The 25,006-nt window shown below is 64.5% G+C and carries 22 protein-coding genes and 1 tRNA gene; 12 read left to right on the top strand and 11 right to left on the bottom strand.

Annotation, left to right across the window (positions count from 1 at the left end):
* Window positions 1-52 precede the first annotated feature (52 nt).
* From IG04_RS0136905 to IG04_RS0136895, 3 genes are all read right to left on the bottom strand, one after another.
* Entirely contained in the window at window positions 53-3,859 is a 3,807-nt protein-coding gene (locus tag IG04_RS0136905; RefSeq protein ID WP_030481387.1) for an nSTAND1 domain-containing NTPase, read from the bottom strand.
* 258 nt (window positions 3,860-4,117) lie between these two features.
* Window positions 4,118-5,017 (bottom strand): LCP family protein, encoded by a 900-nt coding sequence (locus IG04_RS0136900; RefSeq protein WP_051771469.1) that lies wholly within the window; start codon window positions 5,015-5,017, stop codon window positions 4,118-4,120.
* Window positions 5,018-5,063: 46 nt separating this feature from the next.
* Entirely contained in the window at window positions 5,064-6,035 is a 972-nt protein-coding gene (locus IG04_RS0136895) for a nucleoside hydrolase (RefSeq protein WP_063758362.1), read from the bottom strand.
* Window positions 6,036-6,073: 38 nt separating this feature from the next.
* Here IG04_RS0136895 and IG04_RS49035 point away from each other — a divergent pair, with 38 nt between their 5' ends.
* Together IG04_RS49035 and IG04_RS0136885 are read left to right on the top strand one after the other, a co-directional pair.
* Window positions 6,074-6,319: a GNAT family N-acetyltransferase gene (locus IG04_RS49035; RefSeq protein ID WP_036016654.1), complete on the top strand. Its 246-nt coding sequence runs from the start codon at window positions 6,074-6,076 to the stop codon at window positions 6,317-6,319.
* A gap of 140 nt (window positions 6,320-6,459) precedes the next feature.
* On the top strand, window positions 6,460-6,942 hold the full coding sequence (locus IG04_RS0136885; protein ID WP_030481384.1) for a hypothetical protein: 483 nt from the start codon (window positions 6,460-6,462) through the stop codon (window positions 6,940-6,942).
* A 30-nt stretch (window positions 6,943-6,972) separates the two neighbouring features.
* On the opposite strand, the gene IG04_RS0136880 is transcribed toward IG04_RS0136885, so the two are convergent.
* Complete coding sequence (locus IG04_RS0136880) at window positions 6,973-8,514, bottom strand: alanine/glycine:cation symporter family protein (RefSeq protein WP_420843994.1); 1,542 nt, start codon at window positions 8,512-8,514, stop codon at window positions 6,973-6,975.
* A 490-nt stretch (window positions 8,515-9,004) separates the two neighbouring features.
* Here IG04_RS0136880 and IG04_RS46905 point away from each other — a divergent pair, with 490 nt between their 5' ends.
* Complete coding sequence (locus IG04_RS46905; RefSeq protein ID WP_144065683.1) at window positions 9,005-11,218, top strand: hypothetical protein; 2,214 nt, start codon at window positions 9,005-9,007, stop codon at window positions 11,216-11,218.
* Window positions 11,219-11,401: 183 nt separating this feature from the next.
* A complete protein-coding gene (locus IG04_RS45920) occupies window positions 11,402-11,977 on the top strand; it encodes an NUDIX domain-containing protein (RefSeq protein WP_245816697.1) in 576 nt (191 codons plus the stop codon).
* On the opposite strand, the gene IG04_RS0136870 is transcribed toward IG04_RS45920, so the two are convergent.
* Window positions 11,942-13,036 carry an NsdA family TPR-like regulatory protein gene (locus tag IG04_RS0136870; RefSeq protein ID WP_245816698.1) on the bottom strand — a complete coding sequence of 365 codons (1,095 nt, stop codon included), beginning with the start codon at window positions 13,034-13,036 and terminating at the stop codon, window positions 11,942-11,944. The two genes, IG04_RS45920 and IG04_RS0136870, sit on opposite strands and share 36 nt — an antisense overlap.
* Before the next feature lie 227 nt (window positions 13,037-13,263).
* Window positions 13,264-13,638, bottom strand: a complete 375-nt coding sequence (locus tag IG04_RS45915; RefSeq protein ID WP_084402146.1) for a hypothetical protein — start codon at window positions 13,636-13,638, stop codon at window positions 13,264-13,266.
* Window positions 13,639-13,742: 104 nt separating this feature from the next.
* On the opposite strand from IG04_RS45915, the gene IG04_RS0136860 reads away from it, so the two are divergent.
* From IG04_RS0136860 to IG04_RS0136840, 5 genes are read left to right on the top strand one after another with little or no spacing between them, the layout of a single operon-like run.
* Window positions 13,743-14,075, top strand: coding sequence for a helix-turn-helix domain-containing protein (locus IG04_RS0136860; protein WP_338043651.1), 333 nt, complete (start codon window positions 13,743-13,745; stop codon window positions 14,073-14,075).
* Window positions 14,072-14,410, top strand: a complete 339-nt coding sequence (locus tag IG04_RS0136855) for a WhiB family transcriptional regulator (RefSeq protein ID WP_338043650.1) — start codon at window positions 14,072-14,074, stop codon at window positions 14,408-14,410. The genes IG04_RS0136860 and IG04_RS0136855 overlap by 4 nt, the downstream gene beginning before the upstream one ends.
* Window positions 14,407-14,736 (top strand): hypothetical protein, encoded by a 330-nt coding sequence (locus IG04_RS0136850; protein ID WP_030481378.1) that lies wholly within the window; start codon window positions 14,407-14,409, stop codon window positions 14,734-14,736. Before IG04_RS0136855 ends, IG04_RS0136850 begins: the two co-directional genes overlap by 4 nt.
* Window positions 14,733-15,578, top strand: coding sequence for a hypothetical protein (locus IG04_RS0136845; RefSeq protein ID WP_036016651.1), 846 nt, complete (start codon window positions 14,733-14,735; stop codon window positions 15,576-15,578). Before IG04_RS0136850 ends, IG04_RS0136845 begins: the two co-directional genes overlap by 4 nt.
* Window positions 15,565-17,724, top strand: a complete 2,160-nt coding sequence (locus IG04_RS0136840) for an FtsK/SpoIIIE domain-containing protein (RefSeq protein ID WP_030481376.1) — start codon at window positions 15,565-15,567, stop codon at window positions 17,722-17,724. The genes IG04_RS0136845 and IG04_RS0136840 overlap by 14 nt, the downstream gene beginning before the upstream one ends.
* 245 nt (window positions 17,725-17,969) lie before the next feature.
* Here the strand turns inward: IG04_RS0136840 and IG04_RS0136835 are convergent, their stop codons facing one another.
* The 3 genes from IG04_RS0136835 to IG04_RS0136825 all read right to left on the bottom strand — a co-directional run bounded on the left by IG04_RS0136835 (window position 17,970) and on the right by IG04_RS0136825 (window position 20,144).
* A complete protein-coding gene (locus IG04_RS0136835) occupies window positions 17,970-18,875 on the bottom strand; it encodes a helix-turn-helix domain-containing protein (protein ID WP_338043648.1) in 906 nt (301 codons plus the stop codon).
* A 74-nt stretch (window positions 18,876-18,949) separates the two neighbouring features.
* A complete protein-coding gene (locus IG04_RS0136830) occupies window positions 18,950-19,837 on the bottom strand; it encodes a helix-turn-helix domain-containing protein (RefSeq protein ID WP_084402147.1) in 888 nt (295 codons plus the stop codon).
* Between the two features lie 4 nt (window positions 19,838-19,841).
* Window positions 19,842-20,144, bottom strand: coding sequence for an AMED_5909 family protein (locus IG04_RS0136825; protein WP_245816699.1), 303 nt, complete (start codon window positions 20,142-20,144; stop codon window positions 19,842-19,844).
* 148 nt (window positions 20,145-20,292) lie between these two features.
* On the opposite strand from IG04_RS0136825, the gene IG04_RS0136820 reads away from it, so the two are divergent.
* On the top strand, window positions 20,293-21,450 hold the full coding sequence (locus IG04_RS0136820) for an NsdA family TPR-like regulatory protein (protein WP_030481372.1): 1,158 nt from the start codon (window positions 20,293-20,295) through the stop codon (window positions 21,448-21,450).
* A gap of 1 nt (window position 21,451) precedes the next feature.
* Here IG04_RS0136820 and IG04_RS0136815 read toward each other — a convergent pair whose 3' ends face one another.
* Both IG04_RS0136815 and IG04_RS0136810 read right to left on the bottom strand, forming a co-directional pair.
* On the bottom strand, window positions 21,452-23,020 hold the full coding sequence (locus IG04_RS0136815) for a GntR family transcriptional regulator (RefSeq protein WP_051771463.1): 1,569 nt from the start codon (window positions 23,018-23,020) through the stop codon (window positions 21,452-21,454).
* Between the two features lie 136 nt (window positions 23,021-23,156).
* A tRNA-Arg gene (locus IG04_RS0136810) sits at window positions 23,157-23,232 on the bottom strand.
* A gap of 173 nt (window positions 23,233-23,405) precedes the next feature.
* Here IG04_RS0136810 and IG04_RS0136805 point away from each other — a divergent pair.
* A complete protein-coding gene (locus IG04_RS0136805) occupies window positions 23,406-24,242 on the top strand; it encodes a hypothetical protein (RefSeq protein ID WP_144065685.1) in 837 nt (278 codons plus the stop codon).
* 10 nt (window positions 24,243-24,252) lie between these two features.
* Window positions 24,253-24,990 carry an FkbM family methyltransferase gene (locus tag IG04_RS0136800; RefSeq protein ID WP_159460517.1) on the top strand — a complete coding sequence of 246 codons (738 nt, stop codon included), beginning with the start codon at window positions 24,253-24,255 and terminating at the stop codon, window positions 24,988-24,990.
* Window positions 24,991-25,006 lie beyond the last annotated feature (16 nt).

The following is a 25,006-nucleotide window of genomic DNA, read 5'->3' as shown; positions in this document are numbered from 1 at the left end:
AGCGGACAGTAACCGATGCGGCGCTGCCGGTGAGGCAGTTGCTCGGTGAGGGTCAGCACGGATCCCGGAAGTCCATCTGAGACAGACGTTCCTGCCACAGCGCCGGGGTCAGCACGCCACGGGTGGCCGTGCAGATCCGCTCGATCTCGTGCTCGACGTCGAGGTCCCACAGTCGCACGATGCCGTCCGCGTTGCCGGTGGCGAGCAGCCTGCCCCGCGGGGAGAACTGGGCGAACGGCTCGGATGCCCAGTCGCCGGTGATCTGCTGACCGAGATAGGACGGCTCGGCGGGATCGGTGATGTCCCACAGCCGGAACGTCCGGTCCGCGCTGCTGCTCGCGAGCAACCTGCCGTCCGCGCTGACCGACACCGTGCTGACCGTGCCCGAGTGGCCCTGCAGCGTGCTGAGCAGCACCGGACGCTCCAGGTCGCGGACGTCGAAGAAGCGGATCGCCCTGCTCTGGCCGGAGGTGATCAGCGTCCTGCCGTCCGCGGTGAAACGCGACTGCAGCATGATCTGTTCGTCCTTGATCGGCTCGCCCAGCCGGCGTGGCCGGGCGGGATCGCTCACGTCCCACAGCCGCACCGTCCTGTCGCTGCTCGCGGTGGCGAGCGTGCGGCCGTCCGGGCTGAACTGGGCGTCGTTGACGTAGCCGCCGTGCCCGGCCAGCGGGTCGCCGAGCGGTACCGGCTTCGACGGGTCGCGGACGTCCCACAGCCGCACCGACTCGTCGGTGTGGTTGGTCAGCAACACTTCGCCGTCCGGTCGGAACACCGCTCGTGCCGAGAACCTGTTGTCCAGGGCGAGCGGCTCGCCCAGCGGTTTCGGGTGCGCGGGATCGGCCACGTCCCACATCCGCACCGTCTTGTCGCCGGCCGCCGTGGCGAGCACCTTGCCGTCGCGCCGGAACTCCGGCGGGCCGACCGTCCGTTCGTGCCCGAGCAGCGGTGGCCCGAGCTGTTTGGGGTGGTGCGAGTCCGAGACGTCCCACAGGCGCACGGTCTTGTCGCTGGAGCCGGTCGCGACGAGCTTGCCGTCCGGGCTGAACGCGGGGGTCGGAACGTGCGAGCTGTGGCCGAGCAGCATCGCCTGCGGCAACGACCACAGGTTCACCGCGTTCTCCAGCGAACCGGTCGCGAGCGCGTCGCCGTCCGGGCTGAAGCCGATCGCGAAGACGTTGGCACCCCGCGCGGCGAGCGGGCGGCCGAGCGGGGTCGGGGCGGCCGGGTCGGTCAGGCTCCACAACCGCGCGGTGGCGTCGGCCGCGCCGGAGGCGAGCGTGAGGCCGTCCGGGCTGAACTTCACCGACCACACCGCTCCGGTGTGGCCGACGAGCGGCTGGCCCACCGGCTCCTGCGTGGCCGGGTCCCACAGCCGGACCATCTTGTCGTCGGCGCCGCTCGCGAGCAGCCTGCCGTCACCGCTGAACGCCACGGAGTGGATGCCGAGCGTGTGGCCGGTCAGCGGCTTGCCGATCCTGGCCCTCGTGGTGACGTCCCACAGCCGGATCGTCTGGTCGTCGCCGGTGGTGGCCAGCGTCCTGCCGTCCGGGCTGAACGCGAGCGAGCGGACCGCGGCGGAGTGGTCGCGCAACGGCTCGCCGGACGGCTTGGCGTTCGCCGGGTCGCGGACGTCCCACAGGCGTGCCGAGCGGTCCTCGTTCGCCGCGGCGAGCAGCGTGCCGTCCGGGCTGAACTCCAGCAGGTACGAGGGGCCGTTGCCGGTCTGGATCGTCTTGACGGCCTTGGGGGAGCTCGGGTTCGTCACGTCCCAGAGCCGGATCGTCGCGTCCTGGCCCGTGGTCGCGAGGACCTTGCCGTCGGGGGAGAACACGGCCGAGCTGAGCCAGTTGGTGTGCTCGGCGATGACCGCGATCTCCTTGGGGCGACTGCGATCCCGGACGTCCCACAGGCGTGCCGTGCGGTCGTAGCTGGCGGTGGCGAGCAGCGAGCCGTCCGGGCTGAACGTCGTCAGGTAGACGGCGCCGGTGTGCCCGGCGAGCGGCACGGCCAGCGGGACCTGCTGGGTGGCGAGCAGTTTCGCGTTCACACCCTGGTCGTCGGGGCGCATGCGGTGCGCGACCATCAGGAACTGGGCCGACAGCGACGGATCGCTTCCGGTCAGCCGGTCGGCCTCGGCGACGACCTGGCGGAACTGGGCGTCGTTGCGCTGGTTCACGGCGATCACGGCAGCGCCCGCCGCGATCAGCGCGAACACCGACACCAGCACGACCGCCGACCGGCGCAGCCAGACGCTCTTGCGGTGCTGGCGTTCGGACGTGCGCACGAACTCCTTGGCGATCGTGGTGACGTCCCGCTGCTGCCGCACCCCTTCCAGCCGTGCGCCGCGATAGAGCAGCGACGAGTCGTGGTCGTGCGCGGACCACGTCGCCGCGTCCTCCTCGAGCCGTTGCCGGGTGAGGTTGCCCGCCCGGTCCTCGTCGATCCAGCTGCGCAACCGGGGCCAGGCCTGCAGCAACGCCTCGTGCGTGATCTCGACCGAGTCGGCGTCCATGGTGATCAGGCGGGCGTGCGTGAGGACTTCGAGCGCGCGTTCCGTGGCGGGGAGGATCGCGGCGGCTTCCAGCAGGCTGTGGCGGCTGGAGCGGCGGCGCGTGTCCTGCGTGTCGTCGCCGACCCTGACCAGGCGCAGGAGCAGCTGCCGCGCGGCGGCCCTGGCCGGTTCGTCGAGGTCTGACCAGGCGCGTTCGGCGGTGGCTGCGACGGCGCCCTGGATGCCGCCGGCCGCCCGGTAGCCGGCGATCGTGAGGCGCCCCGCCTGCCTGCGTTGCCACGTGACCAGCAGTGCGTGGCTGAGCAGGGGGAGCGCGCCGGCGTCGTACGCGTCCTTGCCGCGGCGGTTGTGCGTGCCCAGGTCACGCAGCATGAGGTCGACCAGACCGGCCTCCAGCTGCAGGCCGGCGGCCTTGGCGGGACTCGTCACCGCGTCGCGCAGTTCGGCCGCGGACATCGCGCCGAGCACCATCTGCCTGCTCTGCAGGGCCTCGGCGAGTTCCGGGAAGTCGAGGCAGCGGGCGTAGAAGTCGGCCCGCACGCCGAGCACCACCGCGCTCTTCTCCGCCGCTGCGTGCAGGGCCTGCACGAAGATCCGCAACCGGTTCTCGTCGCCGCCGAGGGTGAACGCCTCCTCGAACTGGTCGACGATCACCACCCGGTCGCCGACCGCGAGCTGCACCTCGTGCGTGAGGTCCTCCTGCACGTCCGCGGCTGCCGCCTCCAGCACGTGGATCAGCTCCGGTACCTGGAGCGCGAACTCCTTCAACGGATCGGTGCCCGGCGAGATGACGACGGCCTCTTTGTCCAGCCTGGGCAGCACGCCCGCTTTCATCAGACTGGACTTACCGGCGCCGGACGCGCCCACGAGCATTGTGATGCCGTTGTCGTTCAGCCGTTCGAGAAGTGCGTTCGTCGCCGTTTCGCGGCCGAAGAACCAATTCGCGTCCCGCGGCCCGAATGCGCTCAGACCCATGTACGGGCAGACGGAGTTGTCTTCCTGCGGGGGTGTGTCCGTTTCCGTGACGGGGCTCGCGAGCGCCGCCTCCCAGAGGGCGCGCCACACGTCGAGTTCGTACAGGCCGTCGATCGCCGGCTGGGGCCTGCGCTTGCGGGCCTCGCCGACGAGGACCTCGAGGACCGCGCTCAGCGCGCTGAACCTGGCGGGGACGTTGCGCCCTCGCCGCCAGTCGCTGACCCGCTGGGCGGGCACTCGCAGCGGCCTGCCCTGCTCGTCCGTTCGGCGGGCACGGGCGACCGATTCCGTGACCCTCTTCAGGGGAGGGTCGCCTGCCTCCGCGTAGAGCAGCGCGAAGCGCTCCGCGAAGACGCCACGGGGTCCCAACCGGCCTCCTCCTCGTCCGGACCGGAAAACGAGGACCGCCCGTCTGAGCTGCGGCGCACGCGCCGCACAGGCAGTCAGAGGCCCACCATAACGAGGTGGTCTGACAACCTCGACCCCACGTCCTTCACGAGCGGGGAGATCGTCGCGTGAGAGTGGCCGACTGGGGCAGAACGTCCACGGCTGAGGAGTTCAGGGGGTCTCCTCAGCCGTGGCCCACAGGACCGCTTCCCGGCGAGTGGCAGGGAGCCGTCTGCTAGCTCAGGCGGCCTGCCAGAGCGTGTCCGCTTCCGGTTGCTTCGGCTGGACCCGGTTCGGATCGGGAAGATAGGACTCGGTCGGGAGCGTCACGTACGTGATGGCGTCCGGTTTCAACGCGGTGAGTTTGCCCGCGAGATCGGCCAGTTTCGGAATCGAGCCGATTCCGGTGTCCGTGACGATGGACTTCGTGAGGATGTCGGCGAGTTCGAGCGTTTTCGCCGGACTGGCGAGCCAGTTCTCGTTCGCCAGTTTCTCGCTCAAAGCCCGCATGAACAGCTGTTGGTTCCTGATGCGGTTGAGATCGCTGCCGTCACCGATGCTGTAGCGGGTGCGCACGAAAGCGAGCGCCTGCGTTCCGTCGAGTTTCGTGGGCCCGGCCGGCACGTGCAGCCCGCTCTTGTCGTCGTCGATCGCCTCGGGCATCGTGACGTCGATGCCGCCGAGCCGGTCGACGACGTCGCGGAACCCGTTGAAGTCGATCTGCACGAAGTGGTCGATCCGGATGCCGCTCATCTGCTCGACCGTCGCCACCGTGCACGCGGCGCCACCGGTGGAGAAGGCGCTGTTGAACATGGCGATCGCGACCGGCGGGTTGTTCCCGCAGCGCGGCCTCGGCACCATCGTGTCGCGCGGGATGCTGACCACGCGGGCCTGGTCGCCCTTCGCGTTCAACTGGACGACCATCGCGGTGTCGGACCGCCCGTCGTCCTTGCCGATGAGGAGGATGTTGAGGGGGCGGCCAGGCGTCGACGGAGGCCTGGGGTGAGTGATCTCCTTCGCGAGATCGACGGTCTTGAGATTGCTCTCGAGCCGCCAGTAGGAGCCCCCGGCCACGACGCCCGTCGCGATGACCACGGCGGCCCCCGAGACCGCGAGCCATCGTTTCAAGTGGACGTTCATGCTTCTCACGGTGCCCGTTGTTTGTCCAGGTCCCGTCGGTGGTTCGTCATGGTTGTGTCACAGCGTGCCTCAGCCGGGCGAGGAAGCCGGCGTTGTCGGCCGTGACGGCGTACTTGGCTCTCGTGCGTTCGGTGGCGATGTCACGCCCGAACGGACTGTCCGCCGCCAGGAACCGCTGATCGGCAACGATCTTGCCGCGCGTGTAACGGCCCGTGAGCTCGATCGCGAACCGGTCCTCGTGGTAGGTGGCGAGGGCGGGTTCGCAGAGGATCGCCGCCGCGAGCGGGTCGTGCGGGACGAACCCCTTCTTGCCGAGGAAGCTGGCGTAGAAGTCGGCGTAGAACCCGAGGATCCGCCTCGGGAAGCAGTCGTCGGGCAGCGCGTCGAGCCACTCCTGCGGCGCGTGACCCTCCATGGTCACGTCGAGACCGACGATCGTGAGGTCCTCGAAGCCGGCGGCGAGAACGAGGTCGGCCGCTTCCGGGTCATGCCAGAAGTTGGCCTCGGCGTGGGAGGTGATGTTGCCGGGCACGTTGAGCGCGCCACCCATGACCACGACCTTGTCCAGCAGCTGCGGCAGGCGTGGCTCGATCTGCAGGGCCAGAGCGACGTTCGTGAGCGGTCCGATCGCGAGGAGGCTCAGTTCCCCCGGATTCTCCCGCGCCTTGTCCGCCAGTTGCTCAGCAGCGCTTTCCTTCGTGTGGGCGGTCTTCGGCTCATCTCCCGCGTGGCCGCCGAGGCCGTCCTGGCCGTGCACGTCCTCTGCGGTTTTCAGCGGCTGCGCGAGTGGTTTGGCCGCGCCCATGGCCACGGGGACGTCGAGGTTCAGGCGTTCGGTGAGCCTCAACGCGTTGGCCGTGGCCTGCTGGACCGGCACGTTGCCGTGGACCGTGCCGATGGCGACTATTTCGGTTTCCGGCTGGGCGCGCAGGTAGTACAAAGCGAGGGCATCATCGATGCCGGGGTCCGCGTCGACGATGATCCGCATGCGTCCGATCATGCCAGTGGGGGAAGCCATGACGGTCCGTCCCGCAGTCGTCTCCGACGCCCCGGCCGTTGCGTCGGTGCACGTCCAGACCTGGCAGGCTGCTTATCGCGGTCTGGTGCCGGATTCCAGCTGTACGCGCTCTGGCACGTGCGGTACTCGGGGCGGAGCAGGACGTGGTGCTGTGGGTGTTCGACGAGAACCCTCGGGCTCGGCGGTTCTATGAGCGGCTCGGGTTCCGCGCCGATGGCCTGGTCAAGACCGAGGCCATCGGCGGGGCCGAGTTGACGGAGATCCGTTACCGGTTCACCGGCTGATCTCATTGTCCAAACAGGACTCCGTCACGTTCTTGCTGGGGGCCTTCCGGACCTGAACGGCCTGGAATCGGCCCACCCCGACGGGCCCGTGACATCCTTGCTCGACATCGACAGCCCGAAGTCAGAGCAGGGGAGCCACCGTGGTGTTCCGACCTGTGTTCCGCCGCAACCTGGAGTCGCACGAGGCCTCGATAGCCCGCGAGGTGTTCGGCGACGCCCTGGACATCAGCGCCCTGAGCCTCGCCGAAGGCGGCCTGCTGGGCAGCTTCGGCGTAGCCCGCACCCTCCCGCGCCTCGTCACCTTCCCCAAGGGCGTCCTCACCACGCCACAACACCAGGCCCGCTACGAGCGCTGGCTGGTCCACGAACTGACGCACGCCTACCAGTACCAGCACGGCCGCAGCGTCCTGAGCCTCCTGCCGACCGCGATCGCCGGCTTCTTCGCGAAGGGCCTCTACGACTACGGCGGCGCGGAAGGCCTGCGTGGGAAGACGTTCGGCGACTTCAACACCGAACAGCAGGCCAATATCGTGGCTGACTACTACTACCTGAGCAGGTACGAGCCGTCCCGTGACCTGTCGGCCTACGAGCCGTACATCAGTCACGTCCGCGCCGGCGGGTGAGGAGACAGACCAGGCTCCGACCGCGTCCGCTCAGCCGACCTTGGCGATCTCGCCGTCGCGGATCTTCTGGTGGAACGATCGCAGTTCACGCTTGACGATCGGCACCATGATGTAGAGGCCGATGATGTTGAACAGTGCCAGGGTGAACAGCACGGCGTCCGCGAAGTCGATGACCGTGCCCAGCGACAGCACACTGCCCACCACGATGAAGAAGCACCACGCCACGCGGTAGGTGGTGGTGCTCGCCCTGCCTCGGCCGAACAGGTAGGTCCACGCCTTCTCGCCGTAGTAGGCCCAGGTGATGATCGTGGAGATCGCGAACAGCACGACCGCGATCGTCAGGACGTACGGGAACCAAGGCAGTGCCGAACCGAAGGCGTCCGACGTCACGGTCACGCCGCCAGGGCTGTCCCCGCCCGCGGCCACGGTCGCGCGGGCGTCGGTCCAGAACTGGGTCTTGGCGATGACGATCGTCAGCGCGGTCATCGTGCAGATGACCACGGTGTCGATGAAGGGCTCCAGGAGTGCGACGTAGCCCTCGGTGATCGGGTGCTTGGTCTTGACCGCCGAGTGCGCGATCGGAGCCGAACCCAGCCCGGCCTCGTTGGAGAACGCGGCACGCTGGAAACCGACGATCAGCGCGCCGAGCGCGCCACCGGCGACACCTTCGGGCGCGAACGCGCCGCTGATGATCTCACCGACCGCGGAGGGCAACGAGCCGATGTTGAACAGGATGACCATCAGACACGCGGCGACGTAGATGATCGCCATCGCCGGCACGAGCCGCCCGGTGACCCTGCCGATCGACTTGATCCCACCGATGATCACCGCGCCGACCACGGCGGCCAGGACGACACCGAACACGAGCGCGGCGCCGTCGCCGCCGAGGAACCCGGTCTCGCCGCCCGTGACGTTGCGCAGCTGCTCGTAGGTCTGGTTGGCCTGGAACATGTTCCCGCCCGCGATGGCGAAGAACAGGATCATCAACGCCGCACCGGCCGCGAGGATCTTGCCGATCACCACGCCGGCCGGTCCCTTGACCCGCTCGACCAAGCCCTTGCGCAGGTAGTGCATCGGTCCGCCGGAGACCGATCCGTCCGCATGCTGCTCGCGGTACTTCACCCCGAGAGTGCACTCCACGAACTTGGTGCACATGCCGAGCAGGCCGCACACGATCATCCAGAACGTGGCACCCGGCCCACCGATCGTGACCGCCACACCGACACCGGCGATGTTGCCCAGCCCGACGGTGCCCGAGACCGCTGAGGTCAGCGCCTGAAAGTGGTTGATCTCCCCAGGCTCATCGTTGCGCGTGTACTTGCCGCGCACGATGTCGATGGCCATCTTGAAGCCCCGGACCTGGATGAATCCGAAGTAGACCGTGAAGAACGCCGCGGCGATCACGAGCCAGCCGACGATCCAGGGGAATGTCACCCCGAACACGGTCACCTTCGCGAACACGAAACCGGAGACCGCCTCGGAAACGGGGCCGAAGACCCCGTTGATGGCGGTCTCCACACCGGAGAGCAGGTCACTGTCCGACGCCAACGACGTCGTCGTGGCTGAGGTCATAGACATGAGATGCAGGACACTTCACTGCCCGTTGGGTTTCAAGACGTATAACCGAAAAGAGACGTAAAGCTGAGGAAGACAAAAGGTTCGGATCAAACCAGGCAAGATCGCCGGCCCGTCCGGGCACCCCGAGACTCGTCGATGGCCGAACGGGGCAGATTCCCGCTGACGGCGACTGACCGAAAAGATCAGGGCCCGACAGCGTTTCAGCATGTCAGGCCCTGATTTCACCCGGCGAAAGGTGGTGCCCCAGGCAGGATTCGAACCTGCGACACACGGTTTAGGAATGTGCCGATCAAGAGCGGACTGGGCCTCTACCTGCGGCGATGGTGGACTGAGCGGCCGCACCACGCGCTGCAGGGTCTCGGTTTGGCTACAGTTCGCACCATGGCCCGCACCACGAGATGTTGATCTATGGCAAGGCCCCAGTTAGGTCACCTTACTTGCCTGGGGGTGTAGCAGGTGACTCCTTCGGGCCGACAGTTGATGTATGGGTTCTGAGGTGGCAATGCATGGTCTCGACGACCTGCCGGAGCGCGAGCGTGAGCTTGTGGAGGCTGCGCAGCGAGGACTTGAGTTCAAGTGCAGCGATCTATCTGTGGACAGCCTTGTTAGTGATGCCGTCGATCAACGCGATGAAGTCCGAGCGGAACTCCTCCGTGAATTGCTGACAGGGCGTTATGGGCCACTCGATCCGCATGGGGTACGCGTACGAGGGGCACGAATTATTGGCAGGCTTGATCTAGACCACGTGAAATCTGAAGTCGGCCTATCGCTAATCGCTTGCGTCTTGATGGGCGAGATCCACGCCGAATATGCAACACTTCGCCACGTAGTACTGCGCGGAAGTCATTTGAATGCCTTGCATGCGGACGGATTGTGCGTTGAAGGCGATCTTGTCCTAGAGGATGTCAAGATAGTTTCGGAAAACGAGAATGGATCAATCCGGCTCCTCCTGGCTGAAATCAAGGGGCAGATGGATTGCGACTCCCTAGTCGTGTCAAACACATCCGGCCCTGCGTTGCTGGCTGATCGCATAAGAGTGGGCTCCGACCTATTTTTGCGGAGCGTCAGCCTTGCTAGCTCAAGTGAGTCTGGATCTCTTCAGGTAACCGGAGCCAAGATTGGTGGTGACCTAGCGCTCGACAAAGCAAAGATTTCGAACGAAGCGGGGCCCGCTGTAGTTGGTGACAGTATCAAAGTTGGAGGGTCTATACACTTTAATCAGACACAAGTTTTGGGAACTGGTCCCGAAGGAGCCGTGCGACTGCTGAACGCTCAAATCGAGGGGCAGGCAGGGTTCAAGGGCGGCGCTGTTATCAATGGCTCCGGGCCGGCCATCATAGCTGACGGCATTAACGTCAGGCGCGATATTATTTTTCATGCCTTTAAGTCTCGGGGCGACCATGTCGATGGTGCAATTAGGCTGCCAGGCGCTCAAATTTCCGGTCAGGGGGAAATTCTAAATAGCGAAGTTGCCAACAGTTCCGGTGCTGCTATTCTGGCTGACAACCTTCAAGTTGGCGGAAATCTAATAGTACAAACTGTCAAAGCGGTTGGATCTGGACACTTTGGAACCTTTCGTCTAGTGGGAGCTGTGATATCGGGCCGCTTTGTATTTTCTGACGTAGAGATCGGGAACGCGTCGGGGCCAGCTGTTCACGCGGATACCTTGCGCGTAAACGGCAGTATTCAATGGCAAAGATTCGTCGCGCAGGGCGGCAGTAACTCTGGAATGGTTCGCATGTCTGGCGCGCGAGTTGGTGTGCAACTCGACTTTCAAGGCGAGATTGTAAACAATGCAGGCGTCGCGCTACATGCTGATGGACTGAGCGTTGAATCTCGGATGATGTTGGCTATTCGGGCGCACGGTGTGGGCAAGTTGGGTGTCATTCGCCTGCCTGGTGCTCGTATAGGAGGACAGTTTGAATTCCACAGAACCTATGTGAGCAGCACCTCTGCGGACTTGATTGAGCTCCAGGGGGCGACCGTCGGCGGAGCAATGTTTTTGCCGTTCAAGTCATTGTGTCCAGCCGAAGGTACTGGAAAGGTGTGCTTCCATCCTGGTCGGATTGGCATTGACGACTTCAAGTATGCAACACTTGGAAACGGAAGTTGGCATCAATGGTTGCATCTAATTCGATGCCACACCGGCAGATATCGCCCTCAGCCCTATCAGCAACTGGCCGCCATTGAGAGGGCTGCTGGTCACGATAAAAATGCTCGCAATGTTTTGGTTGCGCAACAGCGAGACCGATTGATCCGTTCGCCGGAGTCGATTGGCAAATTTCCATTTACGTTCTTTCATCGGATCTGGGGTGCGATCGCGGGATACGGGTATCGCGCCAGTTATCTTGCTACAGTACTGATCGCGTTCCTGTTCATGGCTGGATCTATTGGGTACATCGCAGGGCAGGTCGACACGCGGCCAGGTCATCACGTAGCCGAGCGTGTAGTTCCAGGAAATGTGGCCGATAAGACCAATCCTGGCGTGTCATGCTCAACAATTGAGCTGATCGGACTAGGGCTAGACCGCGGGCTTCCGCTGGGGCCAGCTGGAATGCGAAACCGTTGTGATCTGGATACTTCAACTAAGCGTGGACAGGCATTCACTATAGCTATGTGGATCATTCAAGCTTTTCTGTGGGGTCTTGTTACGCTCGGAATTGCTGGATACACAAGCCTTATTAGGCGACCGAGTTAGAAACATCAACACTTCCGGACGTTGCGGCGCGTGGAAATCAATTGTGGCAGATATCAGATGGCATTGGCGTCCGCCCGTGAGCTGCGCCGCGGTATTTAGTTGCGAACCCGATCCTTGTTGGTTGTCGATGCTGTGATGGGTCTGCCTTTCCTGATTGCCGGGAATGGGATAGGGTTCCTTGCTGTGACGGAGTATCCAGAAGAACTTAGATGGAAGACTCACGGGGAAAGAGTTGTGTACGACAACCGGTGGGTCAAAGTCAGCCTCGTAGATGTTGAACCTCCGGACGGTAGTCGATTCGAGCATCACGTGGTTCGACTTGACCATGTGGCGGTCGCGCTTCTAGTAAACGAAGATGAAGAGGTCCTCACGCTGTGGCGGTACAGGTTCGCAGTTGATCAGTGGGGCTACGAACTTATCGGCGGGCTGGTTGAGGAAGGCGAAGAGCCGGCAGCGACGGCAGCACGTGAGGCCGAGGAGGAAACGGGCTGGAGGCCGGTCGGAGTGCCGGAGCACATCGGCACTTTCCAGCCACTGCCTGGGATTATCGACTCGCCCGTAGATGCGTACGTTTGGCGGGCAGCCGAGAAGGTTGGCGAGCCAACAGACGGCGAGGAAGCTGCCCGAATCGAGTGGATCCCGGTTGATCGCGCACTCGATTTGGTTCGTCGCGGCGAGGTCCTAGGATCGGGTGCCATTGTGCCTCTGCTGTTTTACCTAGCGTCACGTGCTGCTGGAACGTCCTCTGGGGACAGGTAGCTCCAGGTTCGCGAGACGTCGCTGCTGACGATCGGACTTGATGCGGGACGCGAGCTGTCTAGCTATGCGTGCGTACTCAAGTGCTCCACGACTGTCGCCGGCAGCGGCGTACGCGAAGGCAAGGTCTACGTACAGGTTGGTCTGACCGCGTACGGCGTTCAGGCCGGGCGTAGCAAGACCTCGAACGGCGGCTTCAAGTTGGTTGATCGCGTCCTGGTCTCCCAGCCGCAGAAGCGAGCTGCCGCGCCAGCGCACGAGTTGTCCGTCGTTGAGAAGCAGGAAGGGCATCTCGGGATCGACAGGATTCGCTGGCAGCAAAGAGCTTGCGTCATCGAACGCACGCAGCGCCGCGTCCCGCTGACCATCTGCGGCGAGCCCTTCGCCGTGTGCCGCCGCGAGCCAGGATTGCAGCAGCGACGGTGCGCGGTTCTCCGCGACGTACCGCGCGTACTCCAGCAGTTCGACGGCTTCGGCTGGCTGCCCGATGTCGAGCAGGATCACCGCTTGCTGTGCGGCCGCGTGCGCTAGGAGGTGCGGCGAATCGGCTTCGCGCGCAGAGACCTTCGCGTCCTCGTGGTACTGCCACGACTGAAGCTGCGAACCCCTGTCGAGGGCTGTCCAGCCGGCGAGTGTTCGTGCGTCCGTGAGGATTGCGGCGAGGCGTTCGCGGTGACGTGTGCTCACGCTGAACGTGCGGTAGTCCTCGATCTGGCGGACGAGGCCGTTCAGTTGGTCCAGGACCACGACGGCGCCGAACTTGTGGTCTGACCTTCGCAGGTCGTTGACCTGTCGCTGGAACATGTCGAGAGTCGCGGGATCGATGCTGCGCGCGATGATCAGCCGTTCGCGTAGCTCTTCAGCGCTCTGGTTCTCGATTTCGGGCGGGAACCCTAGCTCTTCGTTGGTTCGCCCGTAGAACTCCCGGAACAGCCGTTGATAGGCGGGATCGGTCACCTCTACGTGGCTGTTCTCCCAGCGCGACATCATGATGAGCAACGATTGCTCCGTTGCCTGAGCGCCGCCGAGCTGCTGACCGCGTGTCAGGAAGAACCTGACCACCTGCGCCTGCGTGTATCCGAGCGTGTCACGGACTGCTCGCAGCCTCGATAGAGGCTGCTCACCGTGCTTCCTTGTCGCCACGTCCCCCCGTTCCCCAACGGTCGTGACCTGCGGACCTAACTCCTCCTAACAAGCGGCGTGATAGCCGCTGGCAATTATTTCGACCCCCTCCCCGGCTGTCTTCTGTTCACATGACAGCGACACCGGAACAAATTGACGAAGGCGACCTAGTCCTTTCGGTGACTCCCATCATCGAGACGACTTGTAAGCGCTCCGACCTGGGCGCGAAGGCCGCGGAGTTCTCGAATAATCGTATTGAGCAGCGGGACAAGCGGGTCATCAGCGGCCGTGGCCGGCTGTTCCGCTTCGGGTGGCTTCTTTCCTTGCAGCACTGCCGTCAGGTGCTGCGGATGCCAGTCGAGAGCGATCGAAAGCGCTTCGAGCGTTCGACGGTTTCGGCGCCGTTGGATTCGTCCCTGTTGCATCTCGCGGACGATCGCGAGGGACACCCCGGATCTCGTCGCGAGTTCCTTCTGTTTCAAAGCCAGCTCCGCCGCGCGGGCATTCATTGCCTCCGCGACTGCCGACCAGTCCTCTGTCACGTACGCCTCCGGGCTCCGCCTTCAGCGCCGACGTTAGCGCGCGATCTCGCCTAAAAGCGGGCTTAGCGCTGACATCGGCGGTGAATCGGCAAGAATCAACGCCGATGTCAGCGCTTTCGGAGAAGAAATCAGTTCTTTCGAAAGGGCTACATCTGATGAGTACTTCAGGCATGGCGGGTAGCAACCCGCCGATCTTCTACACAGTCGCGGAAGCTGCGCGCATCCTGCGCGTGGACGTCGCGACCATCTACAGGGCGATCCGGGAGGACGCGTTTCCTGCGGTGCGTCTGCGCACCCGCTACGTGATCCCTGCACGTGCGGTCGAAGAGATCGTTCGGCAGGCGTCAGAGTCCGGCAGCGTCGTTGACGTTGCCCGGATGACGGCCGAACGCCGGTCTGCTCGCGAGTTCGAGGCCAAGGCCGGGGGTGCGTGGTGAACCCCGAGAACTACTACGAGGTGATCGCGGCCGAGCTCGACCGCTACGCCAAGATCCCGGATGACGTGTTGCTGGAGATCGTGACGCGTGACGGCGCCTGCATGTGGTTGTGGGCGAACGAGGAAGAACCGGAGTGGCAGAACGAGAACCTGACCGATCGGGAGCTGGCCGCGTGGCTGTGTGCGGGCTGTCCCATCCGCAACGTGTGCTTGGAACTGGAGTTGCGCACGGCTGGTGCGGAGACAGTCGGTGTGTGGGGTGGGCTGTCGCAGGACGATCGACGCGCGCTCTACCGCGTGTGGCGGGCTCGCCGTGAAGGTGGTGAGCCGTCATGACGATCAACCTGACTCCCACACAGATTCTTGCGGTGTTGGGTGCGGTTGTTGTGGTGCTGTGGATCTGGCGAGCGAGCGCCCGTAGGGCGAAGGCTGCCGCGAGCGCAGCGCGTACGGGTGCCCGGTTGCTCTCGCTCACTGGGCGGGTGCTCGTGATGGCCGGCGTCATCGTCGGGGTTCAATGGGTGGTGATCACGCACCGGGGCGACATCGTGTTGTTGCTCGTGGTGCTGGGCCTCCCTGCGCTGTTCGCCGCGTACACGCTGACCCGTGCCCTCACGATCACGTCCTACGACAGTCCGCACAGCAAGGGTGATCGGCGATGAACGCGGTCACTCGGGTCCGGGAAGGGGTAGCCGCCTTCGGGCGGCTGCCCGCAGCCTCGGCAGCGCAGCAGCTAGCCGCCGACGCGGCGGAGGCCGCGGAACTGAGGGCTTACGCGACGCATCCGGACGTGGTCGCGCTTCGCGTGGAACGGGTCCGGGCGGAGGTCGACCGGCTGTGCTGGGCGGGGATCGTGCTTGGTCTCGGCTTCACGATGACCAACGTGCAGAGTTTCGCGGCAGCAGGCACGACGGCGTGGTCGTTGCCGTGGCTCGCCGCGTGGTTGCTCGATCCCACGGTGTCGTTGGTGTTGCTGGCGATCCTTCGGGCGGAGCAGGTGACCGCGCGGTACCGAGTGCGCACGGGTTCGTGGACGCGTCGTGCGAAGTGGTTCACGCTCGCCGCTACGTACGTCATGAACACGTGGCATTCGTGGGCAGCGGGTTCGGTGTCGGGTGTGGTGCTGCACTCCGTTCCGCCGCTCGTGGTGTTCGTCGCGGCGGAGGCTGTCACGGACCTGCGGGACAAGCTCACGGAGGCTGTCGCCGCAGCGTTCGCGGAGGCTGAACAGCAGCCGGCACCTGTCACCGCAGCTCACGCTCTGGTGGTCGCTGTGGCAGGACCAGAGCGCACAAAGGTCAAGCGGCACAACAAGAGCACATCCAGGCGCGTGTCCTCTGCGGACTATCTAGCGAAGGCTCGCGAAGTGTGGACACCTGAAGTCGCGGTGAGCCCAGCGTGGGTTCGTGAGGTCACCGGGTGCTCGCGTGGGCTCTCGTCGCGACTCGCTTCGGTGCTCGTCGCAGAGGTCGCCGAAGGTGGTGACGGCCATGAGCGCGGATGATCGGGAGTCGGCCGTCACGGACCCGCGCTTGCCGGTGCGTGCGGTGCTCGAAGGCGAGTTCGTGAACGATCGTCCACAGGCGCCGCGCGTCACGTGGATGCGTCGGTTCATGAACTGGTGGAAGCGTTCACCGCGCGTGCCGTTGTGGGCGAAGGATCGCGTTCACGCGGTGCAGGCCGCCAAGGATCTGGTCGTGGCTCTGCTGCGTTCACCGTTCCGCTTCCTCGGTGCCGTGGTGCGCGGCCTGGTGGTCGCGGTCCGTTGGTGGCGATCGTGGGTCACGGTGCGGGACTACCGGGAGGCTGCCGAGCAGTCGGAGAAGCTCGCGGACAAGTTCGGTGACATCCGTGAACTGACGCTCTTCCGGTGGAAGGTCACCGGGGCTGTGGTCGCTGGCGTGGCGATCGTGGGTGCCGTCGCTGATCTCGTCTACGGGCACCAGGCGTTGTGGATCGGTGGAGGTGTCATCGCCGTCGCGCTCGCTGTCCTCGGTAGGCGGAAGGACGGCAGCCCAGGACGTAAGGCAGTGCTCGCTGGGCCGCGCACGCTGACATGGACGATGGACCCTCAGGTCCTCGTGGACGCGTTCCGGGACGCGAAGCTGATCGGGAAGGACGAGACGCTGCGCCTGGTCGAGCGGGCGACCAGGCAGGGTGACGGGTGGGCCATCACCGTGGACCTACCGGCTACCCGCAAGGCGGCCGACGTCGTGAAGAACCGGGACGCTCTGGCCTCCGCGCTCGCGGTTGATGAGGTGCAGCTCATCGTGGAACGAGTTCGGGGGAACGGCGGCCACGCCGGCCGGGTCGCGATGTGGGTTGCGGATGAGGACCCGTACGCGGCGCCTCCGCTGCGGACGCCTCTGCTCGCGGTGCAGAGGTGGGATGCATGGCGGCCGTTGCCGTTCGGGCGGGACGCTCGCGATCGGCGGATCGACCTTCCGTTGGTGTGGACGTCGCTGCTCATCGGCGCAATCCCTAGGCAGGGCAAGACGATGGCCGCTCGACTGGTCGCCGCGGCCTTGATCTTGGACCCGCATGTGCGGCTGTACGTCGCTGACTTCAAGGCAGGAAAGGACTGGATTTCAGCGGCGCAGGTGGCGCACCGGTTCATGTCCGGCGACGGCACGGAACACGTCCTGGCGCTCATTGACTGGCTTGTGGAACTCGTGGGTGAGGTCCAGGGGCGCTACCGGCGGATGCAGGAGTTGGACGACCTCACGTGTCCGGAATCGAAGGTAACGCCGGACATGTCTCGTGATCGTGCGCTTGACATGCCGATCACGGCCGTGTTCATCGATGAGGTCCAGCTGCCGCTGGAAGACCGCACACCTGTTGAGGTGCAAGGCAAGAAGCTCACGGCAGGGGAGTACATCGGCGAGTTGCTGACGTGGCTCGCCAAGAAGGCGCCGGCTGCCGGGCTGGTCCTGGTGCTCGCTACGCAGCGTCCTGACAGCAAGACCATTCCTTCCAAGCTGCGCGCGGTGCTCGGCTCGCGGTTCGCGTTGCGGGTCATCGACTGGCGTGACAGCAACATCGTCCTGGGAGAGCAGATGAACACGCGTGGCTATGACAGCAGTCGTCTGCTGCCGTCACACAAGGGCGTGGGCATCCTGCGGCCGGACGGCGAGACGGAGGCTGGCGCCGATGTGCTGGCGCTGACCGTGCGCACGTTCTACATGCCAAACGAGGATTGGAGGGAACTGTGCGAGCGCGGCCGTGGGCTGCGTGAGGCAGTGGGGACGTTGACCGGGCACGCGGCAGGGCAGGAAGCACAACCGATGCTCGATCACGCGGCCGTCGCGAAGGCGATCGGGAGTGGCGGGCCGATGGCAGCGGAGGCTGTTCGCGCTACGGATGTTGAACTGCCTGAGCCGCTGGCGTCCGTTGTGGACTACCTCGCAGACGGGGATGACGGTCACGACTTCGTTCCCACGTCTGAGCTTGTAGAGGCGTTGGGGCTGGAGATGACGACGTTCGGGCGCGACATGGTGGAGTTGGGTTGCCGGTCGACTCGTGACCGCGTGGCGACGGCTGACGGCGTGAGGCAGGTACGCGGCTACGCCGTCGCGGATCTGCTCGCCGCTGCCGAGCGTCTGCGGGATGCGGCCGTCATTGAGGGCGAGGTGATCGACGGTGAGCGCTGACCCGTCACAGCCCGTCCCACGAACCCGTCACGCCGTCACAAGCTCTGTGACGGGTCCGAAACGGCGCTCTACCTGCGCGAACGATCCGCCGTGACGGGTGTGACATGTGACGGGTCCACCCGTCACATGCGGCCGTCGCGGTACCCGATGACGTGAAATCGGGTACCGCGACGGCTTTCGGATGCCAGCCTGGGCGGGGGCGTGTGACGGAGGGCGCCAAGGCTGGCAGCTTGAGGGCGTGCCGTCTAAGGCACGGGTGGGACCGGTCCTGCCGAAGGTGTCTGCAACCCTGCGCTTTCGTCCGCAAGAGTCCATGCGTTCTCGGAGAACTCGGCGATCAGCTCTTTGGATTCGTCCTCGCTCAGGCTCGTGTTTGCGAGCGCCTCAACGACTGTGTTGTAGCCCTTGACCGCGTCTGTGGCTTCGGCGAACAGGCTGGAGTTCTCCGTGTCCACCCACACCAGCGGTTCGTACTTCTCGAAGGTCAACAGCGTGAACGGCCCAGCCATGCCAGCGTGTGCACCGCGTGCTGTGGGGACGATCCTGATCGTGGTGTTCGACTGGTTCGCCGTGACGGCGAGATGCTGCATCTGCCACGCGTGTACCTCGGGTCCACCGACTTGCAGGCGCAACGCTGACTCGTGGACGAAGAACAGGCGCTTCGCGTTGCGTGGCAGCGCCTGTTGCATCGCGAGGTGCGCCTTCGCGCGTTCTTCGAGTTCTTCGGCGGGGGTCGTGGCAGACGCTCGGAGTACCTCGCGGATGTAGTCGGCTGTCTGAAGGAAGAACGGCACCATGTTCGCGTGCCAGCTGACGAGCGTCTTGGCCACCTTCAGGTTCTCGAAAGCCGTGCGCAGCTTGATGGGCGGGCAAGTGCCGTGCTCCTGCCACCAGCCACCGCCGTGATGTCGCATGGGAAACAGGTCCATCAGGTGCGCCACTTCTGGAGCCTTGGTGTGACAGATGCCCAGCAGTAGAGCGACCTCGACCTGAGTGACACCACCCTTGCCGTTCAAGACGTCTGAGACCTTGGACTCGTGACAGCCCACGATTTCAGCGATCTCACGTGAGGTGAGTCCGGCGCCTTCGACGGCTGCTCGAACTCCTTCCCCGAACTCGCGACCACGTGCAGTAGAGACTCTCTTTGGCATGTCTGGGTTCCCGCCTGGGCAGTGTCCGTGCGCTGTCGACGCTGAAGCCGTGCAGAGTTGTTGTCGGGCAACGGTTATTGCAGGGCTAGCGACGCTCGACTGAGCCAGTGAGAAGAGTCTTCCCGTGACCTGACGACGTCGTTGAGCACGAGAAGAGCGCGTTCGTAGGGGGCACATTCAGCAGCAGACTCAAGCCAGATGTCGCCGCCGTGCAGGGTGCGGGTGAGGACGACGTCGTCGAACCGTGGTGCCCGGAACCGCATGACGGCGAACGACTGGTGCATGCCGAAGTACGGCCCTGCGTCGCTGTCCACTACGCCAAGGTCGAACCCCGTTCGTCCGGCTAGGTCTTCGAGGTGCCCAAGCTGCTCGGTCATGATTCGGGCTCCACCAATGCTGCTCGTGAGAACAGCCTCGGTCACAAGAAGTCGCACGCGTAGTGGTCCGTGGCTACCTGGTCGTGCTGCTTCCTTGGCATCCATGTCCAGACGGGCTAGAACGTCCTGTTGGACATCGAGATCAAGGCCGCTGGTTGCTGCGCCGGACTTGCACAGCACCTCGTGGTAGGCATTGGTGCGGAACAGTTCAGGCAGCACGTCGGTTGCCACGATCAGGAGTTCGTTGGCTTCCGCCATGACGTCCCACGGTGTCCACACCAGACGCGCCCACGTGCCACCGTTGATCCGGTCCCACATCTGAGGGTCGTTCGCGCGTTGTGCCACCCGAACACAAAGTTCGATCTCGTCGTCGGGCACCCGGCACGCAGCGCCGATCTTCAGGACATCGCTGGGAGACGGTCGTACTACGGCCCTGGTGATCTGGGAGAGCGTCGCCGCCGAGAAGCCGACCAGTTCGCCCAACTCCGCGAGGGACCAGCCTCGGATGTGGCGCCACCCCAGCACGGTCCTGCTCAACGCGCGCACTTCCAGGCTTGCTCTGCCTGCGGTGAGTTTCTGCGCCATGTCGTCAGCTCGCCTTGTCCACTGAGGATGAAGCGGCTGCGTTGTCCGCCTTCTTGGACTTGATCTGCCGGTCGAACTCTTCGCCGCGCTGGCGCTCGCACGTGGCCCACGCCGTCGCTTCGTGGAAGTGGCCCCGGTCGATCTGAGCGACTTCGGTGTAGATGGCCGCGCTGCGCAGGTGGTAGTCACGCCACACGCGCGGGTCTCGTGTGCCCGGCTTCGGACGTGCGCGGCTCAGTGCCTCGTGAGCCTGCATCAGCGTTTCTGCCAGGGCGGCCTTGGCCCACCAGTCTTCGCTCGACTTCACTGCTCATCACCTCAGATCGTTACCTCAGAACCGCAGACATCAGCGTTCACTCGGCCGCGAGAGGTGTAAATGACCTGGTATTGACCCGAGGTGCCATGATTGGACCTGGACTAAGCAACGCTGACATTGGCGCACGAGAGGTCGACCGATGGGCTCGGCACGCGGGCAGGAACGGACGCAGACGCTGTTCGGCGAGCTGCTGCGGCAGCGCAGACAGACCGCCGAAGAGTTCAGCGAGGCTGCCGAGGTGTTCGCGCGCGACCACGGGCTGAAAGGCACGATCAGCCCTCGACACGTGCGCCGCTTGGCGTCCGGCAAACGGGATGACGGCCGTGACCTCGGACCCGTTACGGCCGCGACCGGACGCCTTCTCGAAGAGATGTTGGGCGTGCCGATCGAACGTCTACTGGAGTCGGTCGAACAGAGCGCTCCCACTGCCACGGAAGATGAACTCGCCCTACGCGCGAGGTTCGCGGTCGGTCGTGCCCTCGATCTGGACACCGTCGGGTTGATGCGGCAGAAGCTCGATATCACTCGGGTCATAGACCGGAAGCTGGGTGCGTCTTCGTTGCGCAGCGAGTTGTGTGCGCAGATTGATCACATGGAGCGCGTACTTCGAGACGTGCTCGATCAACCGATTCGGGCAGCGTTGGCCGCACTCTTGGTAGACGCGGCTGCGCTCGCCGGGTGGCAGTCGCTCGACCAGGGATTGGTCAACGATTCATGGAACCACTACGACACCGCGAAGGCTGCCGCACGGGAGGCTCGGTCGGTCGAGCTAGAGGCGTACGCGTGTGCCGGACAAGCCGTGGTTCTGCTCGACATCGGTGAAGCGGATGCCGCTGTGGACCTGACACGGCACGCGCTCGAACTTGCGCGTGGTCGGGTGCCGCGCCTGCTCTATTCATGGCTGTCCGCGGGTTACGGCGAAGCGTGTGCGGCGAGCGGCGAGCGTGCGCAATGCCTGATCGCCTTCGATGACGCTTTGCGGTCGATGCCGGCACGTGTCGATGGTTCGGAGACGCCCTACCTCGTGTTCGATTCGACGCACCTTGCTCGCTGGCGCGGCAATGCGCTTGCTCGCCTTGGTGACCAGGAGGCAATTGGCGTGCTCTTGGACGTCCTGCGGAACCTGGATCCGACTTTTGCACGTGCAGAGACGATGCTTCGAGTGGATCTCGCACAGGTGCTCACCGCAAACGGTGCGATAGACGAAGCAGCCGCACACGTTGAACGTGCGCGGCTGCTGGCGGCCCAGGTTGGCTCACAGCGGCAGCAGAAACGGCTTACCGCGCTCGCAAGCTAGGTCACTCGGCCTTTCGCTTGCGCTTGATGCTCACGACGTCGGCTACGTCGGGTTCCTCTCCTGGCGCGAGCACAACCGCACGTTTGCCGCGACTGGCGTTCACGAGTCCAGCCGCCTTGAGTTCGGCGATGGCGCGGTTGGCTGTTCCCGCTGACGCGCCATAGCGTGCCTTCAACTCGATGACCGTAGGAACGAGGTCTCCGGGCTTGAGAGCGCCGCAGGCGATTGCTCCTCGCAGGTCGGCAGCAATCTTCTGGTAGGGGTGGTCCACAGTGGGTTCGAGCTTCGTTGTGAAGGTGCCAGTCTCATCGATTTTGATTGGGAGTTCTGGCATGCGGCTCATGAGCGTTCCTGCTGCGCGCTGGTCGGCTTCGGATACCCATGCCGAGTAGACGCGCAACGTCGTAGAACCGCCGCCACCGTGTCCGAGTCGGCCCGCCACGGTACGGACGTCAGCACCTCCGGCGATCAACTCTGTTGCGGTGTAGTGCCGGATGTTCTGGATTGTTACGTCGAGGCCCAGTCGCTTGCACATGCGCGTGAACCGCTGTGAGACAGTGTCCGGCTTGAACCATGTCGAGTGGTCGAGGTCTGGTGAGAAGAGACGACCGTCCTTCTTGATCTTGACGCCAAATTCCTTCGCTTTCTCCTCGCAGTCCAGTAGGTAGACCTGCAACAGCATGACCGTGACGGCGTCGAGTGCGTTTCGTCGCTGTTGGTGAGTCTTGGTGTCTTTCTCCCAGGTCTTCGATCCGTCCTGGGCGATGCTCGAAGCGATGGGCAGCACTGCTGCTGCAAGGTCCAACAGGTCCAACCTGAACGCGCACTGTTCCCCGCGTCGCGCGCCAGTGACGAACGCCATCCATACGAACGTTCCCCAAGCGAGGCTGATCTTGAATGCCTCGTTGATGATCGCCGCTGCTTGGCTCGAAGTCGGTGGCTTTGGGTTCGGCTTGACTGCCTTCTGCTTCTCGGCCTGATCAAGCGGATTGACAGTGATCCAGCGCCAGCGCTTCGCGCGATTCAGAGCACCGCTCAAACACCAATGGACCTGGCGAATGGAAGAGGTTGCCAGCGGCTTGCACGTGTGCTGCCTGCGCTTGACGTCACACTCGTGCTTGTCGGCGGTCTTGTGTTCAACGAAGGGCTTGCCGTCGCAATGCTTCCGGCACCTACGCAGGATCGTATAGAAGGAATCGAGTGTCTCGCCGTCGAGCTTGGCCACTTGAAGGTTGCCGAGCAGGGGGCGAACATGATTGCGGATGTAGCCCTCGTAGCCTTTCCGCGTGTTCGTGTCGACGTCGAGCAACTCCAGATATCGGTCCATCAGCTTGTTCACTGTCGCTTTGGTACGCGGATTGCGTTGCTCGTCCACCATGTTGAGGAAGCGAGTTTTTACCTTCTCTGCTTCCTTCTCGGCTGTTGGACCTGCCGGAATGGTCTCGCGCAAGTAGTTTCGGCGGTTCGTCAGCGGGTCAACACCCGCGTAGACGCTGACCCTCAGCGCGCCGCTGGGGAGCGGTTCGATGCCCCCGCGATCGCGCCCCTTCGGCTGCTTCGAGGTGCCCATGGGGCGAACGTACGCCGAACTCGCTCCACAGACAGCACCACGAACGGCAGCAAAGATCGACTTCAGTCCTGACTAAAGACTAAGGCCTCTGACCGATATACACAGGTCAGAGGCCTTAGTTTCACCCGGCGAAAGGTGGTGCCCCAGGCAGGATTCGAACCTGCGACACACGGTTTAGGAAACCGATGCTCTATCCCCTGAGCTACTAGGGCTGGCGAGAGCAGTCTAGCGGGGTGGCGCCACCGAGTTGACCAGCGCCCCCGGCTACCGCGGACCAGCAGGTCGCTCACGCACCGTGAGGGCCGCGCGGAGTAGGCTGCGGCCGTTGGAGGGAAGTGAGGCAGGCCACCTTCTACCGGGCACAAACGTCAGGTAGGGAGGGTGCGTGAGCAGACCCTGGCCCGACTTCCGTCCTGGCCCGCTTGGTTCCCTCAAGGCCTGGTGGCGCAGGAGGGTGCCCAAGCGTGCTGACGACATCACCTTCGTGCCGCCGGCCAGCAGTCATCAGCAGGAGTTCGAGACGCCGTTGGCGAGTGCGGTGTACGGGCTGGACTTCCACTTCAAGTTCACCGTGGTGTGGCGGCTTGATCTGGCTACGGGGTTGCGGCACAACTCGCCGCGCAGTGCGGCGATCCATCATGTTCTGCAGCGGGCCAAGGAGATCAGTTCCAAGGCGATGCTGGTGCATCACGCTGCTCTGCAGGTGCAGTTGGGGGATGAGCTCGCCACCGAACGGCAGGTGCCTGGGACGCATGTCTGGGCTCGGGCCGAGCAGGTGAAGATCACGGTCGGTGACGAGGACCTGGAGATGGCTCGGAAGCACGTCGAGCTGTTGCGGAACTCCACGTTCAAGCTGGCCGAACGGGATGTCGAGCGCGCTGAGATCCGGTACCTGCGAGACGAGGTGTTGACGGACGTCGGTACGGCGACGATCTGGTGGTTGCAGCGCAACGGGTATCAGGTCGCGGAGGCGGTCAAGCTGGCTGATCACCTCGCCGAGCTCGTGAAGCTCGCGCAGCGGGAGCCGGCTACCAACTGGGCCGAGTCGTTGGTGAGCAGTGTGGAGCGGGCCATGCCTGAGCTTGGGGACGCTCATCGGCAGGACCTGCGACTGCACCTGGTCAAGGCGCTCAGTGTCTATGGCGGGGCGCGGGTGGCCGCCGAGTTCGCCGACCAGGTCGGATTGCCTGCGGGCGAACGGCATACGAATGGGCACGTCTAGGCTGACTTGGGTGTTGACCCAACTTCGCAGTGCCGCTGTTGTCGCCGGGTTGCAGGCCCTTGCCCGGCTCACGCCCTATGCAGAGGCAGAGCTCATCGGACTTCGCAAGGTCGTCAAGCCCGGGGACGTCTGCATTGACGTCGGTGCCGCGCTGGGGCTTTACACGGTGACCATGTCGAGACTGGTCGGTCCACAAGGGACTGTGCACAGCGTTGAGCCACTGGTGTTCGCGCACCCTGCCCTTTCGTACGTGTTGCGGCCGCGTGAAGGGGCCAACATCAAGAGGCACTCGGTGGCGCTTGGTGCGGAGAAGCAGGGGCGTGAGGTCATGTCCGTGCCGGTGCGGCACGGGAGTCCGGTGACCGGGCGGTCGTTCCTCACGGTGGGGGCCAACGGGCTCGGGTCCAACGAGGAGTTCGACCAGCATCTGGACGTACTGGTCAAGACGGACACACTCGACCATTTCGTCGAGGAGCAGGGGATCACCAGGCTCGACTTCGTGAAGGCCGATGTCGAGGGGGCCGAGCTCAGGGTCCTCGAAGGGGCTGTGGAGACCATCGAGCGGCTCAAGCCCGCGTTCCTGCTCGAGATCGAGGAACGGCACGTCGAGCGGTTCGGGTACCACGCGAAGGATGTCGCCGACTTCCTCACCGAGCGCGGATATCGGATGAGCACGTGGCACGGCGGTGAGTGGGTGCCGACCGGCACCATCGGTGGCGAGATCCGGAACTACCTGTTCAGGGCCTGAAATAAGTAGAGGACGC

The organism is Lentzea albidocapillata (genome assembly GCF_000719115.1).
Lineage (GTDB): Bacteria > Actinomycetota > Actinomycetes > Mycobacteriales > Pseudonocardiaceae > Lentzea > Lentzea albidocapillata.
The sequence above is the reverse complement of the archived record's forward strand: the minus strand, read 5'-3'. Positions and strand labels throughout refer to the sequence as shown.

Bases quoted from the DNA above. Each gene is read 5' to 3' on its own strand.
- IG04_RS0136900 (WP_051771469.1), bottom strand. From the start codon at position 5,017: ATGAACGTCCACTTGAAACGATGGCTCGCGGTCTCGGGGGCCGCCGTG.
- IG04_RS0136895 (WP_063758362.1), bottom strand. From the start codon at position 6,035: ATGGCTTCCCCCACTGGCATGATCGGACGCATGCGGATCATCGTCGAC.
- IG04_RS0136880 (WP_420843994.1), bottom strand. From the start codon at position 8,514: ATGACCTCAGCCACGACGACGTCGTTGGCGTCGGACAGTGACCTGCTC.
- IG04_RS46905 (WP_144065683.1), top strand. From the start codon at position 9,005: ATGGGTTCTGAGGTGGCAATGCATGGTCTCGACGACCTGCCGGAGCGC.
- IG04_RS0136860 (WP_338043651.1), top strand. From the start codon at position 13,743: ATGTCAGCGCTTTCGGAGAAGAAATCAGTTCTTTCGAAAGGGCTACAT.
- IG04_RS0136850 (WP_030481378.1), top strand. From the start codon at position 14,407: ATGACGATCAACCTGACTCCCACACAGATTCTTGCGGTGTTGGGTGCG.
- IG04_RS0136845 (WP_036016651.1), top strand. From the start codon at position 14,733: ATGAACGCGGTCACTCGGGTCCGGGAAGGGGTAGCCGCCTTCGGGCGG.
- IG04_RS0136840 (WP_030481376.1), top strand. From the start codon at position 15,565: ATGAGCGCGGATGATCGGGAGTCGGCCGTCACGGACCCGCGCTTGCCG.
- IG04_RS0136835 (WP_338043648.1), bottom strand. From the start codon at position 18,875: ATGCCAAAGAGAGTCTCTACTGCACGTGGTCGCGAGTTCGGGGAAGGA.
- IG04_RS0136830 (WP_084402147.1), bottom strand. From the start codon at position 19,837: ATGGCGCAGAAACTCACCGCAGGCAGAGCAAGCCTGGAAGTGCGCGCG.
- IG04_RS0136820 (WP_030481372.1), top strand. From the start codon at position 20,293: ATGGGCTCGGCACGCGGGCAGGAACGGACGCAGACGCTGTTCGGCGAG.
- IG04_RS0136815 (WP_051771463.1), bottom strand. From the start codon at position 23,020: ATGGGCACCTCGAAGCAGCCGAAGGGGCGCGATCGCGGGGGCATCGAA.